The sequence below is a fragment of the Subtercola sp. PAMC28395 genome (assembly GCF_018889995.1).
Classification (GTDB): domain Bacteria; phylum Actinomycetota; class Actinomycetes; order Actinomycetales; family Microbacteriaceae; genus Subtercola.
On record NZ_CP076547.1, the window covers coordinates 1,834,251 to 1,854,131 of the forward strand.

Annotated in this window: 20 protein-coding genes and 2 pseudogenes; 18 read left to right on the top strand and 4 right to left on the bottom strand. The window is 65.3% G+C overall.

Annotation, left to right across the window (positions count from 1 at the left end; genetic code table 11):
* Window positions 1–13 precede the first annotated feature (13 nt).
* Together ffh and KPL76_RS08485 are read left to right on the top strand one after the other, a co-directional pair.
* On the top strand, window positions 14–1,597 hold the full coding sequence (gene ffh / locus KPL76_RS08480) for a signal recognition particle protein (RefSeq protein WP_216332294.1): 1,584 nt from the start codon (window positions 14–16) through the stop codon (window positions 1,595–1,597).
* Between the two features lie 90 nt (window positions 1,598–1,687).
* Window positions 1,688–2,509 carry an LLM class F420-dependent oxidoreductase gene (locus KPL76_RS08485; RefSeq protein ID WP_216332296.1) on the top strand — a complete coding sequence of 274 codons (822 nt, stop codon included), beginning with the start codon at window positions 1,688–1,690 and terminating at the stop codon, window positions 2,507–2,509.
* Between the two features lie 165 nt (window positions 2,510–2,674).
* On the opposite strand, the gene KPL76_RS08490 is transcribed toward KPL76_RS08485, so the two are convergent.
* Entirely contained in the window at window positions 2,675–3,811 is a 1,137-nt protein-coding gene (locus KPL76_RS08490) for a glutamate--cysteine ligase (protein WP_216332298.1), read from the bottom strand.
* 271 nt (window positions 3,812–4,082) lie between these two features.
* Between KPL76_RS08490 and rpsP the strand changes: the two genes are divergently transcribed.
* The 3 genes and pseudogenes from rpsP to rimM all read left to right on the top strand — a co-directional run.
* Window positions 4,083–4,508, top strand: a complete 426-nt coding sequence (rpsP, locus tag KPL76_RS08495; RefSeq protein ID WP_216332300.1) for a 30S ribosomal protein S16 — start codon at window positions 4,083–4,085, stop codon at window positions 4,506–4,508.
* A 3-nt stretch (window positions 4,509–4,511) separates the two neighbouring features.
* Complete coding sequence (locus KPL76_RS08500; protein ID WP_205109888.1) at window positions 4,512–4,748, top strand: RNA-binding protein; 237 nt, start codon at window positions 4,512–4,514, stop codon at window positions 4,746–4,748.
* Window positions 4,705–5,340 (top strand): annotated as a pseudogene (gene rimM / locus KPL76_RS08505) (ribosome maturation factor RimM); the annotation flags it as partial. The gene KPL76_RS08500 and the pseudogene rimM, both read left to right, overlap by 44 nt.
* Before the next feature lie 132 nt (window positions 5,341–5,472).
* Here the strand turns inward: rimM and KPL76_RS08510 are convergent.
* Window positions 5,473–6,018 carry a hypothetical protein gene (locus tag KPL76_RS08510; protein ID WP_216332304.1) on the bottom strand — a complete coding sequence of 182 codons (546 nt, stop codon included), beginning with the start codon at window positions 6,016–6,018 and terminating at the stop codon, window positions 5,473–5,475.
* 170 nt (window positions 6,019–6,188) lie between these two features.
* Here KPL76_RS08510 and KPL76_RS08515 point away from each other — a divergent pair, with 170 nt between their 5' ends.
* Together KPL76_RS08515 and trmD are read left to right on the top strand one after the other, a co-directional pair.
* Window positions 6,189–7,148 carry an endonuclease domain-containing protein gene (locus KPL76_RS08515; RefSeq protein WP_216332306.1) on the top strand — a complete coding sequence of 320 codons (960 nt, stop codon included), beginning with the start codon at window positions 6,189–6,191 and terminating at the stop codon, window positions 7,146–7,148.
* A 29-nt stretch (window positions 7,149–7,177) separates the two neighbouring features.
* Window positions 7,178–8,008 carry a tRNA (guanosine(37)-N1)-methyltransferase TrmD gene (gene trmD, locus KPL76_RS08520; RefSeq protein ID WP_216332308.1) on the top strand — a complete coding sequence of 277 codons (831 nt, stop codon included), beginning with the start codon at window positions 7,178–7,180 and terminating at the stop codon, window positions 8,006–8,008.
* 101 nt (window positions 8,009–8,109) lie between these two features.
* Here the strand turns inward: trmD and map are convergent, their stop codons facing one another.
* The gene (map, locus tag KPL76_RS08525) at window positions 8,110–8,877 is read right to left on the bottom strand and encodes a type I methionyl aminopeptidase (protein ID WP_216332310.1); all 768 of its coding nucleotides are present in this window, start codon (window positions 8,875–8,877) and stop codon (window positions 8,110–8,112) included.
* A 76-nt stretch (window positions 8,878–8,953) separates the two neighbouring features.
* Between map and KPL76_RS08530 the strand changes: the two genes are divergently transcribed.
* From KPL76_RS08530 to KPL76_RS08575, 10 genes are all read left to right on the top strand, one after another.
* Entirely contained in the window at window positions 8,954–9,472 is a 519-nt protein-coding gene (locus tag KPL76_RS08530; protein ID WP_216332312.1) for a hypothetical protein, read from the top strand.
* A gap of 189 nt (window positions 9,473–9,661) precedes the next feature.
* Window positions 9,662–10,006: a 50S ribosomal protein L19 gene (gene rplS, locus KPL76_RS08535; RefSeq protein ID WP_205109876.1), complete on the top strand. Its 345-nt coding sequence runs from the start codon at window positions 9,662–9,664 to the stop codon at window positions 10,004–10,006.
* A gap of 150 nt (window positions 10,007–10,156) precedes the next feature.
* Entirely contained in the window at window positions 10,157–10,927 is a 771-nt protein-coding gene (gene lepB, locus KPL76_RS08540) for a signal peptidase I (protein ID WP_216332314.1), read from the top strand.
* Window positions 10,924–11,592, top strand: coding sequence for a ribonuclease HII (locus KPL76_RS08545; RefSeq protein ID WP_216332317.1), 669 nt, complete (start codon window positions 10,924–10,926; stop codon window positions 11,590–11,592). The genes lepB and KPL76_RS08545 overlap by 4 nt, the downstream gene beginning before the upstream one ends.
* 56 nt (window positions 11,593–11,648) lie before the next feature.
* Window positions 11,649–11,972, top strand: a complete 324-nt coding sequence (locus KPL76_RS08550; protein ID WP_104244363.1) for a DUF2469 domain-containing protein — start codon at window positions 11,649–11,651, stop codon at window positions 11,970–11,972.
* Window positions 11,973–12,144: 172 nt separating this feature from the next.
* Window positions 12,145–12,501 carry a YraN family protein gene (locus KPL76_RS08555; protein ID WP_216332319.1) on the top strand — a complete coding sequence of 119 codons (357 nt, stop codon included), beginning with the start codon at window positions 12,145–12,147 and terminating at the stop codon, window positions 12,499–12,501.
* Window positions 12,498–14,030 (top strand): YifB family Mg chelatase-like AAA ATPase, encoded by a 1,533-nt coding sequence (locus KPL76_RS08560; protein WP_216336239.1) that lies wholly within the window; start codon window positions 12,498–12,500, stop codon window positions 14,028–14,030. The genes KPL76_RS08555 and KPL76_RS08560 overlap by 4 nt, the downstream gene beginning before the upstream one ends.
* Window positions 14,027–15,451, top strand: a complete 1,425-nt coding sequence (dprA, locus tag KPL76_RS08565; protein WP_216332321.1) for a DNA-processing protein DprA — start codon at window positions 14,027–14,029, stop codon at window positions 15,449–15,451. Before KPL76_RS08560 ends, dprA begins: the two co-directional genes overlap by 4 nt.
* A 111-nt stretch (window positions 15,452–15,562) precedes the next feature.
* Complete coding sequence (locus KPL76_RS08570) at window positions 15,563–16,480, top strand: metallophosphoesterase (protein ID WP_253201959.1); 918 nt, start codon at window positions 15,563–15,565, stop codon at window positions 16,478–16,480.
* 83 nt (window positions 16,481–16,563) lie between these two features.
* On the top strand, window positions 16,564–17,472 hold the full coding sequence (locus tag KPL76_RS08575; RefSeq protein ID WP_253201960.1) for a tyrosine recombinase XerC: 909 nt from the start codon (window positions 16,564–16,566) through the stop codon (window positions 17,470–17,472).
* 127 nt (window positions 17,473–17,599) lie between these two features.
* On the opposite strand, the pseudogene KPL76_RS14975 reads toward KPL76_RS08575, so the two are convergent.
* Window positions 17,600–18,184 (bottom strand): annotated as a pseudogene (locus tag KPL76_RS14975) (peptidoglycan DD-metalloendopeptidase family protein); the annotation flags it as partial.
* A 170-nt stretch (window positions 18,185–18,354) separates the two neighbouring features.
* Between KPL76_RS14975 and KPL76_RS08580 the strand changes: the two are divergent.
* Window positions 18,355–19,872, top strand: coding sequence for a sugar porter family MFS transporter (locus KPL76_RS08580; protein ID WP_216332323.1), 1,518 nt, complete (start codon window positions 18,355–18,357; stop codon window positions 19,870–19,872).
* The last annotated feature ends 9 nt before the right edge of the window (window positions 19,873–19,881 follow it).

The following is a 19,881-nucleotide window of genomic DNA, read 5'->3' on the forward strand; positions in this document are numbered from 1 at the left end:
AGATTGTCGCACCATGGCAACTTTCGGAACCCTTTCTGACCGCTTAGCGGACACCTTTCGCAACCTCCGCACGAAGGGCAAGCTGAGCCCGGCCGACGTCGACGGCACCGTCCGCGAGATTCGCCGCGCCCTGCTCGATGCCGACGTGGCGCTCGACGTGGTCAAGGACTTCACCGGCAAGGTGCGCGAGCGCGCGCTCGGTGACGAGGTCAACAAGGCGCTGAACCCGGCCCAGCAGGTCGTGCAGATCGTCAACGAGGAGCTCATCGCGATTCTCGGCGGCGAGGCCCGGCGCATCAACTTCGCCAAGAAGCCGCCGACCATCATCATGCTCGCAGGGCTCCAGGGTGCCGGTAAGACGACCCTCGCCGGCAAGCTGGCGAAGTGGCTCGCGAAAGACAACCACACCCCGCTGCTCGTCGCGGCCGACCTCCAGCGCCCCAACGCCGTGCAGCAGCTGCAGGTCGTTGCAGGGCAGGCCGGGGTCGCGGTCTACGCTCCCGAGCCCGGCAACGGTGTCGGCAACCCGGTCAAGGTCGCCAAAGACTCGATCAAGTGGGCCATCGACAAGCAGTACGACGTGGTCATCGTCGACACGGCCGGCCGCCTGGGTGTCGACGCCGACATGATGAAGCAGGCCGCAGACATCCGCAAGGCCGTCGACCCCGACGAAGTGCTCTTCGTGATCGACGCGATGATCGGGCAGGATGCTGTGGCCACAGCCAAGGCGTTCCAGGCCGGTGTCGACTTCACCGGTGTCGTGCTCACCAAACTCGACGGTGACGCCCGCGGTGGTGCGGCCCTGTCGGTCGCGTCGGTGACCGGTCGCCCGATCATCTTCGCGTCGACGGGCGAGTCGCTCGACGACTTCGAGCCGTTCTACCCCGACCGCATGGCGAGCCGCATTCTCGACCTCGGTGACATCCTGACCCTCATCGAGCAGGCACAGGGCGCCTTCGACGAAGAAGAGGCGATGAAGGTCGCGGAGAAGTTCCGCACCGACACGTTCACCCTCGAAGACTTCCTCGGCCAGATGCAGCAGCTGCGCGGGGCCGGGTCGCTCAAGAAGATGATCGGCATGCTGCCCGGTGCCGGGGCGATGAAGGAGCAGCTGGCCAACTTCGATGAGCGCGAAATCGTGCGCACTGAAGCGATCATCCAGTCGATGACCAAGGCAGAGCGGCAGAACCCGAAGCTCCTCAACGGCTCGCGCCGGGTGCGGATCGCGCGCGGTTCTGGCATGACGGTCACCGACGTGAACCAGCTGGTGCAGCGCTTCGAGCAGGCCGCGAAGATGATGAAGACGGTTGCTCGCGGGGGAGTGCCACAGATTCCCGGAATGGGGCCGATCCCCGGTGCCGGTTTCGGCGGCGGTCGCGGCAAGGTCCAGCAGAAGAAGAAGGGCTCGAAGTCGGGCAACCCGGCCAAGCGCGCCATCGAGAACGCGGCATTGGCCTCGGGCGAGAAGCTGCCGGCTGCCGGTGCAAGCACGCCTGCTGGCTCAGGTTTCGGCCTGGGCAGCGGCGGTGCCGGTGCGGCCGCGGGCGGGCCGAGCGAGAAGGAACTCGAGTCGCTTCAGAAGTTCCTGCGCCGCTGAGCGGAGTCGTTCCTCCGTTGTCCGCGAACCAGGGAACGGGCATCCGAGATGTTCACGCGGGGTGTCTGTAGAGAGGCTTAGGCTTTCTGTATGACCAACACGTTGACGCGGCCGATTCGAATCGGCGTCCAGATCGCTCCCCAGCACTCCACCTACACACAGATTCGCGACACGCTCACCTCGCTCGAAGAGCTAGGCGTCGACATCGCGTTCAACTGGGACCACTTCTACCCGCTCTCGGGTGACCCTGCCGGCCTGCACTTCGAAGGCTGGAGCATGCTCGCTGCCTGGGCAGAGCAGACGTCGACGATCGAGTTCGGCCCGCTCGTGACCTGCAACACGTACCGCAATCCTGACCTGCTCGCCGACATGGCACGCACGGTCGACCACATCTCGGCGAAGACCCCTGGCGCCGAGGGTCGACTCATCTTCGGCATCGGCTCCGGCTGGTTCGAGCGCGACTACGACGAATACGGCTACGAGTTCGGCACCGTCGGCCAGCGGCTGGATGCCCTTGCCGAAAGCCTCCCGCGCATCGAAGCCCGCTGGGCCAAACTGACGCCGCCCCCGACGCGCGACATCCCGGTGCTCATCGGCGGTGGCGGAGAGAAGAAGACGCTGCGTATCGTCGCCAAGCACGCCGACATCTGGCACAGCTTCGCCGACACCGAGACGCTCGAGCGCAAGCTGGTCATCCTCCGTTCGCACTGCGAGGAGATCGGCCGCGACTTCGCAGAGATCGAGATCTCGACCGGAACCCGCCCACACACGCCGGGCGACTTCGACACGACCGACCTCGACGCGCAGGTCGAGCTCGGGGCGAGCCTCTTCACGCTCGGCATCACCGGCCCCGACATCGACCTGTCGCCGATAGCCGACCTGCTCGCCTGGCGCGACGCCAAGAACGCGTAACTCGCGTCGGGCGCCGGCCGGACTGCCGACACGTCTATGAGTGAGTCACGATCGTCGGGCTGAGGCGCTGTCCCGTGAGGCCGCTGCGCCGTGGTGAGACGGGTCTGGCGGCCTCACCACGGCGTACGTGACTCGCGCGCGTCGTGTGTCTGTTCGATCGGGCGATCAGCCGCCGAGGCCGTGCCGCAACTCGTGGGTCAGCGACGAGACCACCGCGTGCAGGCTGCCGCCGTTCTCGGCGGCGACCCGCAGCTGACGTTGGTAGCTGGCGCCGTGCTCGAGAATGAGGTTCACCTGGGCGAGCTCAGCCGAGCATCCGAGTTTCTCAGCAGTCGGGGCGAGAATCACCAGCAGATCGCGGATCTCGTCCGTGACCAGGCGCTCGTCTCCGGCCGGGTTCAGGATGATCTCCGCATCGAGCCCGTACCTCGCCGCGCGCCACTTGTTCTCCCGCGTGAACCAGGGCTGCAGCGTCACGAGTTCGCGCCCGGCGTCGAGTTCGCCCGACATGTGGTCGACGAGGCACTGGATCAGCGCCGCCACAGCGCCGATCTCCTGCGGGCTCGACAGCCCGTCGCAGGCACGCATCTCGACCGTGCCCCACTTCGGCGAGGGCCGGATGTCCCACCTCACCTCGGTGTAGTCGTCGATGATGCCGGTCACAGTCATGTCGGCGACGTACTGCTCGTACGCGGCCCATGTCGTGAACTGGTACGGCAGGCCGGCGGTGGGCAGCTGCTGGAACATCAGGGCCCGGTTCGACGCGTACCCCGTGTTGACCCCGCCCCAGAACGGGCTCGAGGCGCTCAGCGCCTGCAGGTGCGGGTAGTAGGTCAGAAGCCCGTCGAGCAGCGGCAGTACCTTGTCGCGCGACTCGACCCCCACGTGCACATGGATGCCCCAGATCATCATGTTGCGACCCCACCACTGGGTGCGGTCGATGAGCCGGTGGTAGCGCTCCTTGTCGGTGACGGTCTGGTCGAACCACTGCGCGAAGGGGTGCGAGCCGGCGCACATGAGCTCGACGTCGAGGGGGTCGGTGATGGCGCGTACTTCGTCGAGCTGGCTGAGCAGATCATCCACTGCGTCGCCGATCGTGTGGTGCACCCGCGTCACGAGCTCGACCGTGTTCAGCAGCAGTTCGCCGGTGATCTGTGGATGCTCGGAGCCATCGCCCTGGCGGAGCGCCTCGAGTACCTCGCCGGCCACAGACACCAGGTCGCCCGAGCTCCGGTCGACGAGCGCGACCTCCCACTCGATGCCGACTGTGGAGCGCTCGGACTCTGCGAAGCTGATCTCCATTGCTTAGCGCCCGCCCAACCTCTGGAGCCCCGCAGGTGCGCAACTCTGATGCGAATATCCTGACATGGATGCCCGCTACCTGTGGTATTTCGCAATATCGCCGGTTAATTACTCGTCAGGGCAAATATCTGACAGAATGGACAGTCGAGTCTGCCCCTGCCCGACCCTCTAATCAGGCGGTGCGCAGAACCTTAGAACTTATTCTTGGCCGAGTGTGCATCCCCACGCTCACGGCCGGCAGTTCGCCCCATAAAAATTACTCAGGAGAATTGTGGCTGTAAAGATCCGTTTGAAGCGCATGGGCAAGATCCGCGCTCCTTACTACCGTATTGTCGTCGCCGACTCGCGCACCAAGCGCGACGGCCGTGTCATCGAAGAAATCGGCAAGTACCACCCGACCGAGGAGCCCTCGTTCATCGAGGTCAAGAGCGATCGTGCCCAGTACTGGCTCGGCGTCGGCGCACAGCCGACCGAGCAGGTCGAGGCCATCCTCAAGCTCACCGGTGACTGGGGCAAGTTCAAGGGTGACCCCAACGCGGTTTCGACCGTTCGCGTGAAAGAGCCGAAGGCTGTTTTCGTCGCAGACGAGAAGAAGAAGCCCGTTCTTCGCCCCAAGGCCGAGGCGCCCGTCGCCGTCGCGCCCGTTGCCGCTGAGGTTTCGGCTGACGCCGAGGCCGCCGCGACCGACGAGGCGTAAGTCTTGCTCGCACCAGCTCTGCAGCACCTCGTCAAGGGCATCGTCGACAATCCCGACGACGTCCACGTCGTAGCGAAGAGTTCTCCGCGCGGTGAGGTGCTGGAGGTTCGAGTGAACCCCAGTGACCTCGGCCGCGTGATCGGTCGATCGGGTCGCACGGCGAAAGCCCTGCGCACCCTCGTTGCAGCGCTCGCCGATGGCAAGCGCGTTCGCGTTGACGTGGTTGATACCGATTTCTAAGAACGAGACACAACTGAGAGTCGGTCGCCTCACCAAAGCCCATGGGCTGAAGGGTGCGATCAAACTCGAGCTGTTCACCGACGACCCGGAACGACGTTTCGTTCCGGGCTCGGTGTTCACGCTGCAAGTCCCAACAACCTCTCCCTGGCACGGAAAGACCCTCGAACTGGCCGAACTGCGCTGGTACAACGGGCATCCGGTCGGCTTCTTCGTCGGTGTGCCCGACCGTACGGCGGCTGAATCGCTGGCCAAGGCGATCCTCTGGATCGACCACGACCTCGACGAGAAGACCGACGAAGAAGATGCGTGGTTCGACCACCAGCTCGTCGGACTCGCTGTGGTGCGTGACGGCGTGCGCATCGGAACGATGACGCAGATCGATCACCTCGCGGCTCAGGACCTCCTGCACGTGCAGACGGAAACGGGCGAAGTGCTCGTGCCGTTCGTCAAGGCGATCGTCTCGGCGGTCGACATCGACGCGGGCACGCTGACGGTGACACCGCCGCCCGGCCTCTTCGAGGAGCTCCCGGCCGCCGATGACGCTTACATTTCTGGTGTTGGTGAAGCCGACGAAGAGTCCGATGGTGGAGATGACGCTGATCCCGATGATCGCGGCACCGACGGCGACATGCCGGACGCCGAGCTAGAACGAGCGGCCTCCGAGCCGACTCTCGATCGGCCCACGGACACCACACCCGAAACGGGCGCGCCCACAGCCTGACGCTCAGGAGGATGCGAGCTTCGCCGCGAACGCGCGAACAGCCTCGCCGAACCGGTCTTCGGCCCGTGCCAAGACGCCCTCGGCCGTGCGCAGCTCGCAGCCGAAGTGCAGCTCGAGCCAGTGCGCGTACGCCGGATGCCCGGGCGAATCGTCGTGTAGTTCGTCTTGGGTCAGCCAGACGCGCTCTCTGCTGACGCCGATGCTTCTGTCCGCCGCGAGAAACCGCAAGAACTCAACGCTGTTCTCGGCAACCGGGTGCAGGCCGCCTTCGTCACCCAGCACGACGACGGGCAGGTCGTCGGCAGCCCATCCGGGGATGCCCCTCAGTGCGTACTCGCTGCCGTCTTCGTTCGCCTGGCCGAATACCCTCAGGCGCGCGGCGAACTCGGCTGCGGTCGAGTACTGCCGCAGTCGGTGGTCGTTACGCCGGCAGAGCACGAAATCCTCAGCGTAGTATCCGTCGACCGTCAGGGCGAAGTGCGCGAGGGAAGCCAGGGCGTGGGGGACCGCGAGCGGTGCGAGGAGCTCCCGCAGGGCATGTGGTTCCATGACGCCTTCTATTTCACCGAGGAAATGTCAGTGTAGTGAGCGGGGGCTGGGCGGCGCTGAACCGAACCTCGACGTAATTCACCGAGGTTGGGCTGAGGGCCGCCCATTCTTCTTTCCACAGATTCGAGCACGGCAGCCATGAGCCTCCACGGCTCGGGCATCCTGTGCAGATGTATCTCGAAGAGGCCGTGGCTCAGGCTGGCGGGGTTGCCAGCACAACGCACCTGGCCCTCCACGGTTTCACGACGGCGGATGCCCGGGCGGCCGTCGCGCGAGGCGCTCTGCTGCGAATTCGGCAGGGCTGGGTAGCGCTCCCAAGCGCGCCTGATGACGTAGTTCGCGCGGTCAGGGTCGGCGGCCAGCTCACCTGCATCTCACTGCTGCGTCAGCTGGAGGTCTGGTGTCACGACGACCACCGGCTGCACGTCGCGGTCGGACGACACACCAGCCACCTATCGTCTCCGGATGCGCGGGGGCGGCCCCTTCAGCGAGCCAGAAATGTGGCTGTGCACCGCGTGCCCGACGCCCTCGGCCTCCGTGCTCACGTGGCCTGCGTTCCTATCGAGCTTGCCCTGCTCCAGCTCTTCGGCTGCCAGCTGCGAGACGACGCGATTGCGGCCTTGGATTCGGCACTCAACCTGAAACTCACGACCCGTGCGCGCCTGGATGGGCTGGCCGTGTACTTTCCACAACGGTACCGGGCCGCAATCGCCCTTACCGACCCGAGGGCCCAATCCGGCCTCGAGACGAAGGCCCGCTTGCGGCTGAGGTCGCTGAACATCCCGTACCGCACGCAGGTGCACGTTCCTGTCGTCGGACTCGTCGATCTCGTGATCGGCGACAGAATCGTTCTCGAGCTCGATGGTGCACGATGGCACACCAGCGAGGCCGCCTTCTTCGAGGATCGGCGGCGCGACCTCATCCTGCATGAGCGGGAGTACACGGTCATCCGGTTGACCTACGCCCAGGTGATGTACGAGTGGCCCAGGGTCGAGCGGATGATCCGCGCCGCAGTGGAGCGCAACGAGCACCGCTGGAGCGCCCGACAACGTCGCCGTCTGCAAATGGGCGGCGGTGAATCAGACCTCGACGCATTTCACCGAGCGTCGGCTGAGGGCCGTCCAATCTGAGGTAGTGCGCATCAGGATAGGGTTTTGGGGTGCGCATCGACATCGTGACGATCTTTCCCGAGTACTTCGGTGCGCTCGACGTGTCACTGCTGGGGCGGGCGCGCGAAGACGGCATCCTCGACGTGAAGGTGCACGACCTCCGCGCCTTCACTCACGATCGGCACCGCACGGTAGACGACAAGCCGTATGGCGGAGGCGCCGGCATGGTGATGAAGCCGGAGCCGTGGGGAGAGGCGCTCGACGCGATCCTCGACCAGGTAGCCGCGCCAGGGGCGACCACCGATGCCGACGGAGATGCCAACGCCGACGGCGACATCGTCGACCATGACGCGGCAAGCGTCGTCGGCACGGGCCTGTCAGCGGGGGCCGCGGATGCTCGGCCGCGCCACCGGCGTGAGACCGACCCCATCGTCATCTTCCCGTCGCCGGCGGGCGAGGTGTTCACGCAGGCGATGGCACGCGAGTTGAGTGGGGCGTCACACATCGTGTTCGGGTGCGGCCGGTACGAGGGGATCGACCAGAGGGTGTTCGAGTATGCCGAGAGCCGGGCATCCGTGAGGCTCGTGAGCCTGGGCGACTATGTGCTCAACGGGGGAGAGGTCGCCGTGATGGCCATGATCGAGGCGATCGGGCGGCTGATTCCCGGGGTGATCGGCAACCCCGAAAGCCTCGTCGAGGAGTCGCACGAGGATGGGCTGCTCGAGTACCCGAGCTATACCAAGCCTGCCGAATGGCGGGGGTATGCGGTGCCGCCGGTGCTGACGAATGGCAACCACGGGGCGATCGCGGTGTGGCGCCGAGAGCAGCAGCTCGAGCGCACGCGGCGGGTCCGGCCCGACCTGCTGCCTCCAGCGCAGTGACGCGCTGAGCGAGCATCCATTGGATGCTCGCCGCGACGCCGCGCCAGCCAGCGCCGACGAAGCTGTGTTTCGTCGGGATCGGTCTGCCGCCGGGCCCAGACTCAGGCGCGAGCGCTCAGCACCAGGGGACCGTCGGCCGTGACCGCCACGGTGTGCTCCATGTGCGCGCCACGGGAGCCGTCGGCGCTGCGCAGAGTCCAGCCGTCGCGATCGGTGACGAGCTTGTCGGTGGTCTCAAGGAACCACGGTTCGATCGCGATAACGAGCCCGGCGTCGAGATGGATGCCCCGGCCAGGCCGGCCGTTGTTGGGTACGTGGGGGTCACCGTGCATGGTGCGCCCGACGCCGTGGCCGCCGAAATCGGTGTTGATCGTGTATCCGTCGGCCAGGGCGACCGCGGCGATGGCGGCCGAGATGTCGCCCAGTCTTCCGCCGGGCTGGGCCGCAGCAATGCCCGCGTCGAGGGCCCTGGTCGTGGTGTCGATGAGCCGGGCATCCGCTGGCCGCGGAGTGCCCACGATCACGGTGACCGCACTGTCGGAGACCCAGCCGTCGACAGAGGCGGCGAAGTCGAGCGAGATCATGTCGCCGTCGCGGAGGCGATAGTCGTGGGGGAGCCCGTGCAGCACTGCATCGTTGACCGAGGTGCAGAGCACCTTGCCGAAGGGGCTGGCACCGAACGAGGGGTGGTAGTCGATGTAGCAGGACTCAGCACCGCGGGCGCGGATCATGTCGTGCGCGATCTGGTCGAGTTTGAGGAGATTCATGCCCACAGCGACGCGGGAAGCGAGTTCGGTGAGTACCTCACCGACGAAGACTCCGGCGACTCGCATCTTCTCGATTTCGGCGGGTGTTCTGAGCTCGATCATGGCGGTTCCCTTTGATTTGCCTGTGTACCAAAACGCGATTGGACCGAACCCACGTTACCCGCCGTACCATTGACACATGTTCGTTCGCCGGGCTTTCTACTACTGGCAGGTTGCCGCCGTTGTCGTGCTGCCCTTGTGGGTGCTGATCGGCTGGTCGCTGTTCGGTGGGTCTGGCTGGCAGTTCCTTCTGGTGCTCCTTTCGTGCGGGGTTCTCGCGCTCGGCCTTGCTGGCGTCGGCGTGCTGAACTACCTTCGAAGGTCGGTGCGTCAGGCCCGTGCGCTGTCGTGGCTCGACACCGGTCTTCTCGCCGCCTGGCATGCTGCGATCATCGCTGTCGGGTTCCTGACACCGGCGGGCACTCTTCTGGCCGTCGCCGTCGTCGTGCTCGGCCTCGCCGCATTCTGGGCTTCGATCTTCCAGCTGGGCGCAGAGACCAAACGTCGCGTCAGCGGAGTGTTCGACTCGTTTCAATACGCGGCGCAGATGGCCGAGGCACAGGCCGCTGCTGCCGGTGTCTCGTCTGCGCCGCGCACGCCGATCGTCGCCGACGGTGAGTACATCGTCATCGACACCGGGCGCAGCCACGAGAAGTAGGCTCCGGCCGCGTCACCACTGGCAGGTTCGTGGGCCGCGCTTTGCTTAAAGACGCGCTGTCATGGCACAATTGACGATTGTGCCACCGCCAGACTCTGCCACAGGGGAGTTCTGCAGTTACGAGTGCACACTCTTCCTCTAACTATTAACACGTAGTCGACCTGTGGCGGTTACAGAGAGCGACACAACATGCATATTCTCGACAGCGTAGACGCAGCTTCACTGCGTAGCGATGTTCCCGACTTCCGCGCGGGCGACACCGTTCGCGTTCACGTCAACATCATCGAAGGTACTCGCTCGCGAGTGCAGGTGTTCCAGGGCGTCGTGATCGGCAAGTCGGGCGAGGGTGTTCGCGAGACATTCTGCGTTCGCAAGGTCAGCTTCCAGGTCGGCGTCGAGCGTACCTTCCCGGTGCACTCGCCCATCATCGACCACATCGAGGTCGTCACCCGCGGTGACGTTCGTCGCGCGAAGCTGTACTACCTCCGCGCACTGCGCGGCAAGAAGGCAAAGATCAAAGAGAAGCGCGACTAGTCGCATCTGTTCGGCTCCAAACGAACGGCCAGTTGTACTTTGGGCTAACGTTTGGGTAACGCGGCTGGGAATATGCCGCTCGAGTCGAGCGTCATGACATCTCCCCCGAGCTCCCGCCCCATAAAATGGGTCGGGAGCTCAGGCGGTTAAATGACAGAAACAACGTTGCCGACACGACACGATCGTGCCGGCAGACGCCGGGGGCGGCGCACACGCAGCACCGCCCTCTTCATTCGCGACATCCTGATCATCTTTCTCGTCGCGCTGCTGGCGTCGGTGCTCATCAAGACGTTCCTGGTTCGTTCGTTCTACATCCCTTCGGGGTCGATGGAGAACACGCTCGTAAAGAACGATCGCATCCTCGTCAATGAACTCGAGCCCCGCATCATGCCCGTCGAGCGCGGCGACGTCGTTGTCTTCAAAGACCCGGGTGGATGGCTTCAGCCACACGTCGATGCGCCGACCACTCCGTTGGTCTCGGCCGTGAACTGGGTGCTCGATGCCGTTGGGCTTGCGGCCACCGATAGCAACGACCACCTCATCAAGCGCGTCATCGGCCTGCCTGGCGACCACATCACCTGCTGCAATGCCCTGGGCCAGATGATGGTGAACGATGTACCCCTGAGCGAACCCTATGTGAAGCTGCCCGAAGGGGTGACAAGGGTCTCCGACCTCACGTTCGATGTGACCGTTCCCGCCGGCTCACTCTGGGTCATGGGCGACAACCGGTACAACTCGGCAGACTCCCGGTACAACCAGGGCAAGCCGGGCGGTGGCTTCGTGCCCATCGGCGACGTCGTGGGAAGGGCGCTGTGGATCACGTGGCCCGCTGACCGCTGGACGTTCCTCGACAACTACTCCTCGGTCTTCCGCGCCGCCAAAGAGGCAGCACCCACCGCGACACCGGGAGCTTCTGGGTGAGCCCAGTCGCAGATCCGACCCTCCGGCACGAACGCGCGCTCGGTCGAGCGGGCGCAGAGCTGGTGATCGGGGTCGACGAGGTCGGTCGTGGCGCGCTGGCCGGCCCGGTCGCGGTGGGGATGTGTGTCATCGATCCTCGGCGTCCGGGGGTATTCCCCGTGGGGCTCCGGGATTCGAAACTGCTGTCGGAGGCTCGCCGCGAGGTGCTGGCGCCGCTCGCATCGGCCTGGGTCCGGGCATCCGCCGTCGGGCTCGCGAGTGCCGAAGAAGTCGACCGCCTCGGCATCATCGCCTGCCTCGGCCTCGCGGGCAAGCGTGCGCTCGGACAGTTGCATGCCGCTGGAACCGACGTGCTCCGCTCGGTCGTGCTGCTCGACGGCTCGCATGACTGGCTCTCACCGTCGCTGACGACACCACTCACCATCACGACGCGGGTGAAGGCCGACAGAGATTGCGCCTCAGTAGCTGCTGCCTCCGTTGTCGCCAAAGTTCACCGAGACCGGCTCATGATCGAGCTCGACAGCATCACGCCGGGCTACGGTTGGGCCAGCAACAAGGGGTACGGGAGCAGCGCGCACTTCGACGCGATCGAGTTGCTGGGTGCCACTGAACACCACCGGCGAACCTGGTTGAAGAGCGAGCGGATGATCGCCCAGCCGGCCTGAGCTTCCTGACCTTGCTCACCGGGTGGGCGGGCTCGCTGGCGTAGACTTGCCCCACCATGGAAGAAGATGAGTTCGAGGATTACGACCGCGAGGTCGAGTTGGCCCTCTACCGCGAATATCGTGACGTTGTCTCGCAGTTCAAGTACGTCATCGAGACAGAGCGCCGGTTCTACCTGGCGAACGATGTCGATCTGGTGCGCCGCGACACCGAGCACGACTTCTACTTCGAGCTGACGATGAGCGATGTCTGGGTCTGGGACGTATACCGCTCCGACCGCTTCGTGAAGTCGGTGCGCGTGCTCACGTTCAAAGATGTGAACATCGAAGAGCTCTCGTCGAAGGACTTCGAACTGCCGAAAGAACTCGCGCTCGACGAGTAGGGTCCATCTGGATGCTCCGCCGATGGTGGCTGCGTCCGTCATTCTTCTTCGTGCTCGGCGATCGTCTGCGCTACTCCCTCACAATCCCACCGCCTTTCTGGCTCTGCACAGTTCATGGTGTAGAGCCTTCTAGCCGGGTGTTGCTTCGCCACAGTTGGTGGCGGAGGTAGTGATGAAGGCGAAAGACGTGCTCGGTCGGCGTGGTGAAGCGCTCGCGGCCGCTTATCTGGAACAGCAGGGGTACTCGATCCTCGACCGCAACTGGCGGTGCGAGATCGGTGAGCTCGACGTGGTCGCCGAGAAGCTCGGGGTGACGGTCTTCGTCGAAGTGAAGACGCGCTCGGGGTTGCGGTACGGGCATCCATTCGAGGCGATCACCCTCGGAAAGCTCTCCCGGCTGCGCCGCCTGAGCCGTGCGTGGTGCGAGGCGGCACCGCACGCCAGGCGGCAGATCCGTATCGACGCCATCGGTGTCGTCGCACCACTCCACGGTGCTGCGACAATCGAGCACATCGAGGGGATCTTCTGATGGTCGCCCGAACATACTCCGTTGCGCTGATGGGGATGACCGGTTCGATTGTCGAGGTTGAGGCGGACATCGGGAACGGGTTGCCGACGCTCATGATCATCGGTCTGCCCGACACGGCGCTGGCTGATTCACGGGACCGGGTGCGCTCTGCCGCGGCGAACTCCGGGTGCCCGTTGCCGACGGCGAAGATCACTGTGAACCTGTCTCCTGCGGCCCTGCCCAAACACGGCTCTACCTTCGACCTCGGTATCGCGATGAGCATCCTCGCGGCTGCAGGTTCGATTTCTGCCTCCTCGATCGAGGGCGTCGTGCACCTGGGCGAGCTGAGTCTGGACGGGCGATTGCGGCCCATGAACGGTGTGCTGCCGGCCATAGCCGCGGCTGCGCGAGCGGGCTTCACGAAATTTGTGGTGCCCGCTGGCAATCGCCGGGAGGCAGAGCTGGTGCCAGGGGTCGTCATTGTTCCCGTCATTTCGATGCGAGACGCGGCGATCTTCCACGGTGGTGCATTCGAGCACGTGGAACGTGATGCGATCGAACCCAGCGGTGCGACTGACGACCACGAACCGGTCCACGAACTCGCCGACGTCGTCGGCAACCCAGACGCGGTTCTCGCTCTTGTCGCGGCGGCCGCAGGGGGCCATCACGTTTTTCTGCTCGGGCCGCCTGGTGCCGGCAAGACGATGCTGGCATCCCGTTTGCCGGGGCTGCTTCCTGACCTCGACACCGAAGCGGCCCTGGCGGTGACCGCCGTCCGCTCGCTGTCCCGTGCGAGTGTGCCCCAGGCGCTCGCCACAAGGCCGCCGTTCGAGAGCCCCCACCATACGGCGACGGCTGCTGCGCTGATCGGGGGTGGGTCCCGGCAGATCAGGCCGGGCGCGGCCGCCCGTGCGTCGAGTGGAGTGCTGTTTCTCGACGAGGCACCCGAATTCGCGAGGAACGTACTGGACTGCCTGCGGCAGCCGCTCGAATCGGGAGTGATCAGTATTCACCGCGCAAACGCGGTGGCACGTTTTCCCGGCCGGTTCCAACTGGTGCTCGCTGCCAATCCCTGCCCGTGTGGCCAGTACGGTGCGATCGATTCCACCTGTACCTGCACACCCAATACCCGAAGGCGCTACCTCGCGAGGTTGTCAGGGCCCCTTCTGGACCGGATCGACATCCAGGTCCAGGTTCGCCGTGTCACCGCCGCCGAACTTCGGCTGAGTGCAGACAAGCAGCGTCTGACCACCGCGGTCGCGCGCGGCCAGGTGAACCACGCCCGGATGGCAGCAGCAGAGAGGCTCGCGTCGACCCCATGGCGGCTCAACAGCGAGGTCTCGGGAGCATGGCTCAGGGCAGGGCCGAGAAAGCTGTCTCCCGCGGCCCTGACCTCGTTGGATCGTGCACTGGAGAGGGGCGGGATGACCATGCGCGGATACGACCGGATCCTGCGGGTCGCGTGGACGCTGGCTGATCTCGATTGCTCCGGCGACCCCGGCGCCGACCACATCGGGCGGGCCCTCTACCTCCGGAGGTCGGTTTCATGACTCTCTTCTCGCTCGACGAGGCAACGATCATTGCGGCAGTGCGGGCAATCAGTGACCCGACCGCAGCACCCGATGCTGACGCCCGTCTACCGGTGGGCCCGGTCACCGAGGGCCCCAACGCCATCAGCTCCAGTGCCAACGGCCCTGGTGCAATCGGCCCTGGTGCAAGCGGCCCTGATGCAATCGGCCCTGGTACAAACAGCTCTGGCGACGACGAAAGCCTCCGTGCGTGGGCCGCAGAGCGATTCGCCCGCGCGACGTGGAGCGGGATCGCCGAACCTGGTGATGTGGCGGCGGGAACGCTCGTGCGGGCGCTGGGCGCTGCAGGTGCCCTGCGAGCGTTGGTCGAGCGACATTCCCCCGAGCGGGTTCGAGCTGAGGTCATTGCAACGGGCACTGAGTTCGGCTCTGAGCGTGAAATGGCGCTCGCGATCGAACGGTGGATGCCGCGCCTCGCGGCGAACTCGGCGCTGACATCGATGCGTCTTGCGGCGCAATGCGGTGCCCGACTGCTCACTCCGGCCGACGACGCCTGGCCCGCGGGGCTCAACGATCTTGATGCACACGAGCCGCTCGCGCTCTGGGTGCGTGGAACGCCTGACTCTGTCGCGGCCGTCGGTCATTCCCTGGCGATTGTCGGGGCCAGGGCCGCCACCGGATACGGCGAACACGTCACCATGGAACTGTCGGCGGGTCTCTGCGATCGCGGGTTCGGGATCGTCTCGGGTGCGGCGTACGGCATCGACGGAATGGCTCATCGGGCGGCGCTGGCGAGCTCCGGACTCACCATCGCGTTTCTCGCCGGTGGTGTGGACCGCTCGTATCCCTCGGGACACGACTCGCTTCTCTCACGCATCGCGAGCGAGGGCGTGATCGTCTCCGAACTGCCGTGCGGTGCGCCACCGACGAAATGGAGGTTCCTCCAACGAAACCGGTTGATTGCGGCGGTGTCGAAGGCGACGATCGTCATCGAAGCAGGGGCACGCAGCGGTTCTCTGAATACCGCTGCTCACGCAGCATCGATGGGTCGCCCACTTGGAGCCGTTCCCGGTCCGGTCACCTCGGCGGCTTCGGCTGGGTGTCACCGTCTGCTTCGTGAGTTCGATGCAGTCTGTGTGACGAGCGCAGACGAGGTCGCCGAGCTTATCGGGTGTGAGCCTGGTGGCGGTGAAGGCAGTGCAGGCAGCGAGGGCCGCGAGGGCTCGGCTCCTTCGGCCGATCGTCGGCATCCCCAACACCTCCGAGTTCTCGACGCGCTCGCCGTGCACACGTTCCGGAGCGTAGAAGACGTCGCTTCGCGAACCGGCATGAGTATTCGCGACACCCAGTCAGTACTCGGAACATTGAGCCTCACGCGGGAGGTGGTGCACGAGGATGACGGCTGGAAGAAGGCTCCTGCATCCGGGCGGGGCCGGACGTAGCGTCAGTGGATCAGCAACCCCTGTATACGCAGCGCGCTGTGACAGGGCGAACTCCATCTCCTGCAGAGTCCGGCACTGACGGGCAGCGGTGGCTGCTGTGACAATGGAAGCATGGTCTCAGAACATCCGGCCCGGCCCATCGAGGCAATGCCGACCCACACGATCGCCCACATCAGCGACACACACTTCCTGGCCGGCGAAGCTCGTCTCTACGGCGCGATCGACACGGATACGACCCTGGCTCGAGCCCTCGAGCGACTCGAGGGATCCGGCATCTCATTCGATGCGCTGGTCTTCACCGGTGACATAGCCGACCTCGGCGAATCGGACGCCTACGAGCGCGTCAGGGCTCTGGTCGAGCCGGCCGCCCATCGGATGGGAGCGCAACTGGTGTGGGTGATGGGGAACCACGACCACCGGTCGCGGATGCGAGTCGAGTTGCTCGACGAACCCGGCTCGGATTCTCCGGTCGACCGGGTCTTCTGGCTCAACGGGCTCAGGTTGATTGCCCTCGACACCTCTGTGCCGGGATTCCACCACGGCGAGCTGACACGCGAACAGCTCGACTGGCTGGCTGCAGAGCTTCACACACCCGCGGCCGCCGGCACGATTCTGGCGCTGCACCACCCGCCCATCCCCACAACGCTGCCGCTCATGCCCATCCTCGAACTGCAGGAACAGGATCAGCTTGCCGATGTGATCCGAGGGACCGACGTGATCTCGATCCTCGGGGGGCACCTTCACTACTCGACACACTCCCTCTTCGCCGGTGTGCCGATCTCGGTGGCCGCAGCCACCTGCTACACAATGGACCTTGTCTCGGCTCGCCAGTCTTTGGTCGGCAGGGACGGGGGCCAGTCGCTCAATCTCGTGCAGGTGTACCCGGGCCAGGTGGTGCACTCCGTGGTGCCGCTGGGCATCAGTCAGGTCGTGAACACCTTTCCAGCGGAATTCGTCGACCGGATCGAATCGCTCCCCGCAGCTGCGCAGAGGGAAGCATTCTCGCGACAGGCCCCCACGACAGACTGATCGGGCACGATGGGGCACTGCTGAACAGCGACGCGCCACACAGCGCGGCCAGTCGAGGTGCCACAATCAGGCATGCTGGAGCGGTGAGCCTGGACCAGCCGATCGGCGACTACCTGTCGTATCTGGAGTTCGAGCGCGCCTACTCGCCCAACACCGTCAGGGCATACGCCTCCGACCTCGCGAATCTGACAGCGTTCGCGCGCGAGCAGCAAGCCGACGAGCTGAGCCTCGAAATGCTGCGGGACTGGCTCTGGGAAGCATCGAACTCGGGGTTGTCGAAATCGACCCTCGCGAGGCGTTCGGCAACGGCGAAGAGCTTCTCGGCCTGGCTGGTGCGAACGAAGAGGGAGCCCTCCGACGCGGCAGCGCGACTTCGGGCGCCTCGGGCCGATCGGTCGCTACCGAGGGTGCTCACCTCGCAGTCGATGAACGAGGTGTTCGCGCTTCTGGCAGAAAGGGCGGCCGAGGGCGACCCGATCGCCCTGCGGGATCACGCGATCGTGGAACTTCTGTACGCGTCGGCGCTTCGGGTATCTGAGCTCGTCGGTATCGATCCGGCAGACATCGACCACGACAGGCGTACTGTACTGGTCACGGGGAAGGGATCGAAACAGCGAGTCGTGCCGTTCGGTACCCCAGCGCAGGATGCCGTCATCGCCTACCAGCGGCTCGGTCGACCACAGCTCGCGCTCAGGGCGGCTCAACCGGCGACCACGACGGCACTGTTCCTGAACACCCGCGGCACCCGCCTCGGTACGCGCTCGGTGTATTCCTTGGTAGCGAGCCTGCTGCAGCGCTTCCCGGGATCGGGACCGGAGGGCCCGCACGCGTTCCGGCACACCGCGGCGACGCACCTGCTCGACGGAGGCGCCGATCTGCGGGCGGTGCAGGAGATGCTCGGTCATTCGAGCCTGGGCACGACGCAGATATACACGCACGTGACCACAGAACGCCTTCGCCAGACCTATCTCTCCGCTCACCCTCGAGCGTGACCGGAGACCGAACAGGCCCACCCACGATTCTGGCCGGCGTCTTGGCGCCTTCGCCGACTGCTGTCGAATCGATGGGCAGGAGCACGGCGCGTGGCAACCCCCCGATGAGGACACGCGGCGACACGTACGAGCCGTGCAGTCGTACGCCAAGGTGGAGACATGACGGGGCGCAATGCGACGCCCCGCTGGAGAGCGCGCCGATGGGCGTGCCTGCGGTGACGGCCTGGCCGAGCACAACCGAGGCAGTCACAGGCTCCACTGTCGATATGAACCCTCCGTCGTGAGTGATCGACACCACCGGCCGGTCGACTACGACGCCGACGAACGAAACTCGCCCGTCGGCAACCGCCGTCACCTCAGAGCCCGGCTCTTGAGCCAGGTCGATGCCCCGGTGCCCCGCAGAATACCGGTCGAGCGGTGCAAGGAACTCCCGGATGATCAGCAGAGTGCCAGCGACAGGCCACCGCGCGCTCGCTGACCCTGTGCCGACAGTTTCGGCCCCAACGGGTTCAGCCCCATCCATCACCGCTGTCGTTCCACCGGTTGCCGGCACCGACCTCTGGGACACTCCGGTGACCGGAGCCCGCCCCGCCTGCCCCTCTTGCGGCCCATCAACCGGCCAAACCATCGGACCGATAGCCGTCAGCCAGACAACCACCGGCACAAGCGCGTACACACGCGCATGCAGCAACACGAGCATCCAGAATTTCATAGGGACAGCATCGGCTGTCGCACGCAACCCCCTGACGCAATCCGATCGAACTGTGCAACATCGTGCGAAGATCGAAACTGTGAGGGAGACAACTTACAGCTGTGATCCTTCATGGGTAGTTCGATCGCGCAGTGCACGACGCGCGAGTCACACGTTCGAAGGGGCACGACATGTCTGGGTCAGCTGGTACAACGGCGTCTGGTGAAACCGACAAGAACCTCCAGAAGAAACTCAATCGAAAAGTCATCGCACTCTCGGTTGCAGCGGCACTTGGCGGGTTCCTTTTCGGTTTCGATTCCTCTGTCATCAACGGGGCGGTCGACGCCATCAAGTCGGACTTCGGCCTCGAGGCGGTACCGCTTCTGAGCGGCTTCGTCGTCGCCTCGGCGCTGCTCGGCTGTGCAGTCGGTGCCTATTTCGCGGGCCGCCTGGCCGACCGCATGGGCCGCATCCCCGTCATGCTCATCGGCGCCTCGCTCTTCCTCATCAGCTCCATCGGCTCGGCAGCAGCCTTTGCGGTCTGGGACCTCGTTCTCTGGCGGGTCCTCGGCGGCCTCGGCATCGGCATCGCCTCGGTGATCGCCCCGGCCTATATCGCCGAGATCGCGCCGAAGGCCGTGCGTGGTGGCCTGGCCTCACTGCAGCAGCTCGCGATCACGCTCGGTATCTTCGCCGCCCTGCTCTCTGACGCGATCCTTGCTAACGCAGCCGGTGACGCCAACAGCCCGCTGTGGTTCGGCGTCGATGCCTGGCGATGGATGTTCGTGGTCTGCGCAGTTCCCGCGATCGTGTACGGGCTGCTCGCCCTGCGCCTGCCTGAGTCTCCCCGCTTCCTTGCCGGCAAGGGCAAGAAGGAGGAGGCGAGAACCGTTCTTGCGAGCGTGATGCCCACGACCCAGGTCGACGATGCCCTGCAGGAGATCGAGACCTCCCTTCGCGAAGACAAGGAGAACGCGCGCACCGCCTCGCTGAGGGGCAAGATGTTCGGTCTGCTGCCGGTCGTCTGGGTGGGCATCCTGCTGTCGATGTTCCAACAGCTCGTGGGCATCAACGTGATCTTCTACTACTCCACGTCTCTGTGGGCGTCGGTCGGGTTCGACACCGGCAACCCGGGCACCTCGCTCACCATCTCGGTGATCACCTCGGTCGTCAACGTGGCAGTGACGTTCGTCGCCATCTTCTTCGTCGACAAGATCGGCAGGCGGCCGCTGCTGCTTGGCGGTTCGATCGGCATGTTCGTCTCGCTCGGAGTCATGGCGCTCTCGTTCGGCCAATCCCAGCTCGTCAACGGAACGCCGCAACTGCCGGGAGCATGGGGCCCGATCGCCCTCGTCGCCGCCAACCTGTTCGTCATCTCGTTCGGCGCCACCTGGGGCCCGCTCGTCTGGGTGCTGCTCGGCGAGATCTTCCCCAACCGCATCCGCGGCAAGGCACTCGGCATCGCGGCGGCAGCCCAATGGCTCACGAACTTCGCCATCACCGAGACCTTCCCGGCGCTGTCGGCGTTCTCGCTCACCTTCACCTACGGTATGTACGCGTTCTTCGCCCTGGTGTCGTTCTTCTTCGTGTTCTTCGCGGTGCCAGAGACGAAGGGGCGTTCACTCGAGAGTATGGATGGCCTGAAGGTCGATCGCGGCGGGCGAGCTGCCAAGGCGGCGGCACTCCGTGCCGAAGCTTCTCCCTCCTGATCGGTCTCA

Coding starts and splice junctions, on each gene's coding strand:
- KPL76_RS08485 (WP_216332296.1), top strand. CDS start 1,688: ATGACCAACACGTTGACGCGGCCGATTCGAATCGGCGTCCAGATCGCT.
- KPL76_RS08515 (WP_216332306.1), top strand. CDS start 6,189: ATGTATCTCGAAGAGGCCGTGGCTCAGGCTGGCGGGGTTGCCAGCACA.
- KPL76_RS08530 (WP_216332312.1), top strand. CDS start 8,954: ATGTTCGTTCGCCGGGCTTTCTACTACTGGCAGGTTGCCGCCGTTGTC.
- map (WP_216332310.1), bottom strand. CDS start 8,877: ATGATCGAGCTCAGAACACCCGCCGAAATCGAGAAGATGCGAGTCGCC.
- KPL76_RS08490 (WP_216332298.1), bottom strand. CDS start 3,811: ATGGAGATCAGCTTCGCAGAGTCCGAGCGCTCCACAGTCGGCATCGAG.
- KPL76_RS08510 (WP_216332304.1), bottom strand. CDS start 6,018: ATGGAACCACATGCCCTGCGGGAGCTCCTCGCACCGCTCGCGGTCCCC.
- dprA (WP_216332321.1), top strand. CDS start 14,027: ATGACTCTCTTCTCGCTCGACGAGGCAACGATCATTGCGGCAGTGCGG.
- KPL76_RS08570 (WP_253201959.1), top strand. CDS start 15,563: ATGGTCTCAGAACATCCGGCCCGGCCCATCGAGGCAATGCCGACCCAC.
- ffh (WP_216332294.1), top strand. CDS start 14: ATGGCAACTTTCGGAACCCTTTCTGACCGCTTAGCGGACACCTTTCGC.
- rplS (WP_205109876.1), top strand. CDS start 9,662: ATGCATATTCTCGACAGCGTAGACGCAGCTTCACTGCGTAGCGATGTT.
- KPL76_RS08555 (WP_216332319.1), top strand. CDS start 12,145: ATGAAGGCGAAAGACGTGCTCGGTCGGCGTGGTGAAGCGCTCGCGGCC.
- KPL76_RS08580 (WP_216332323.1), top strand. CDS start 18,355: ATGTCTGGGTCAGCTGGTACAACGGCGTCTGGTGAAACCGACAAGAAC.
- KPL76_RS08550 (WP_104244363.1), top strand. CDS start 11,649: ATGGAAGAAGATGAGTTCGAGGATTACGACCGCGAGGTCGAGTTGGCC.
- lepB (WP_216332314.1), top strand. CDS start 10,157: ATGACAGAAACAACGTTGCCGACACGACACGATCGTGCCGGCAGACGC.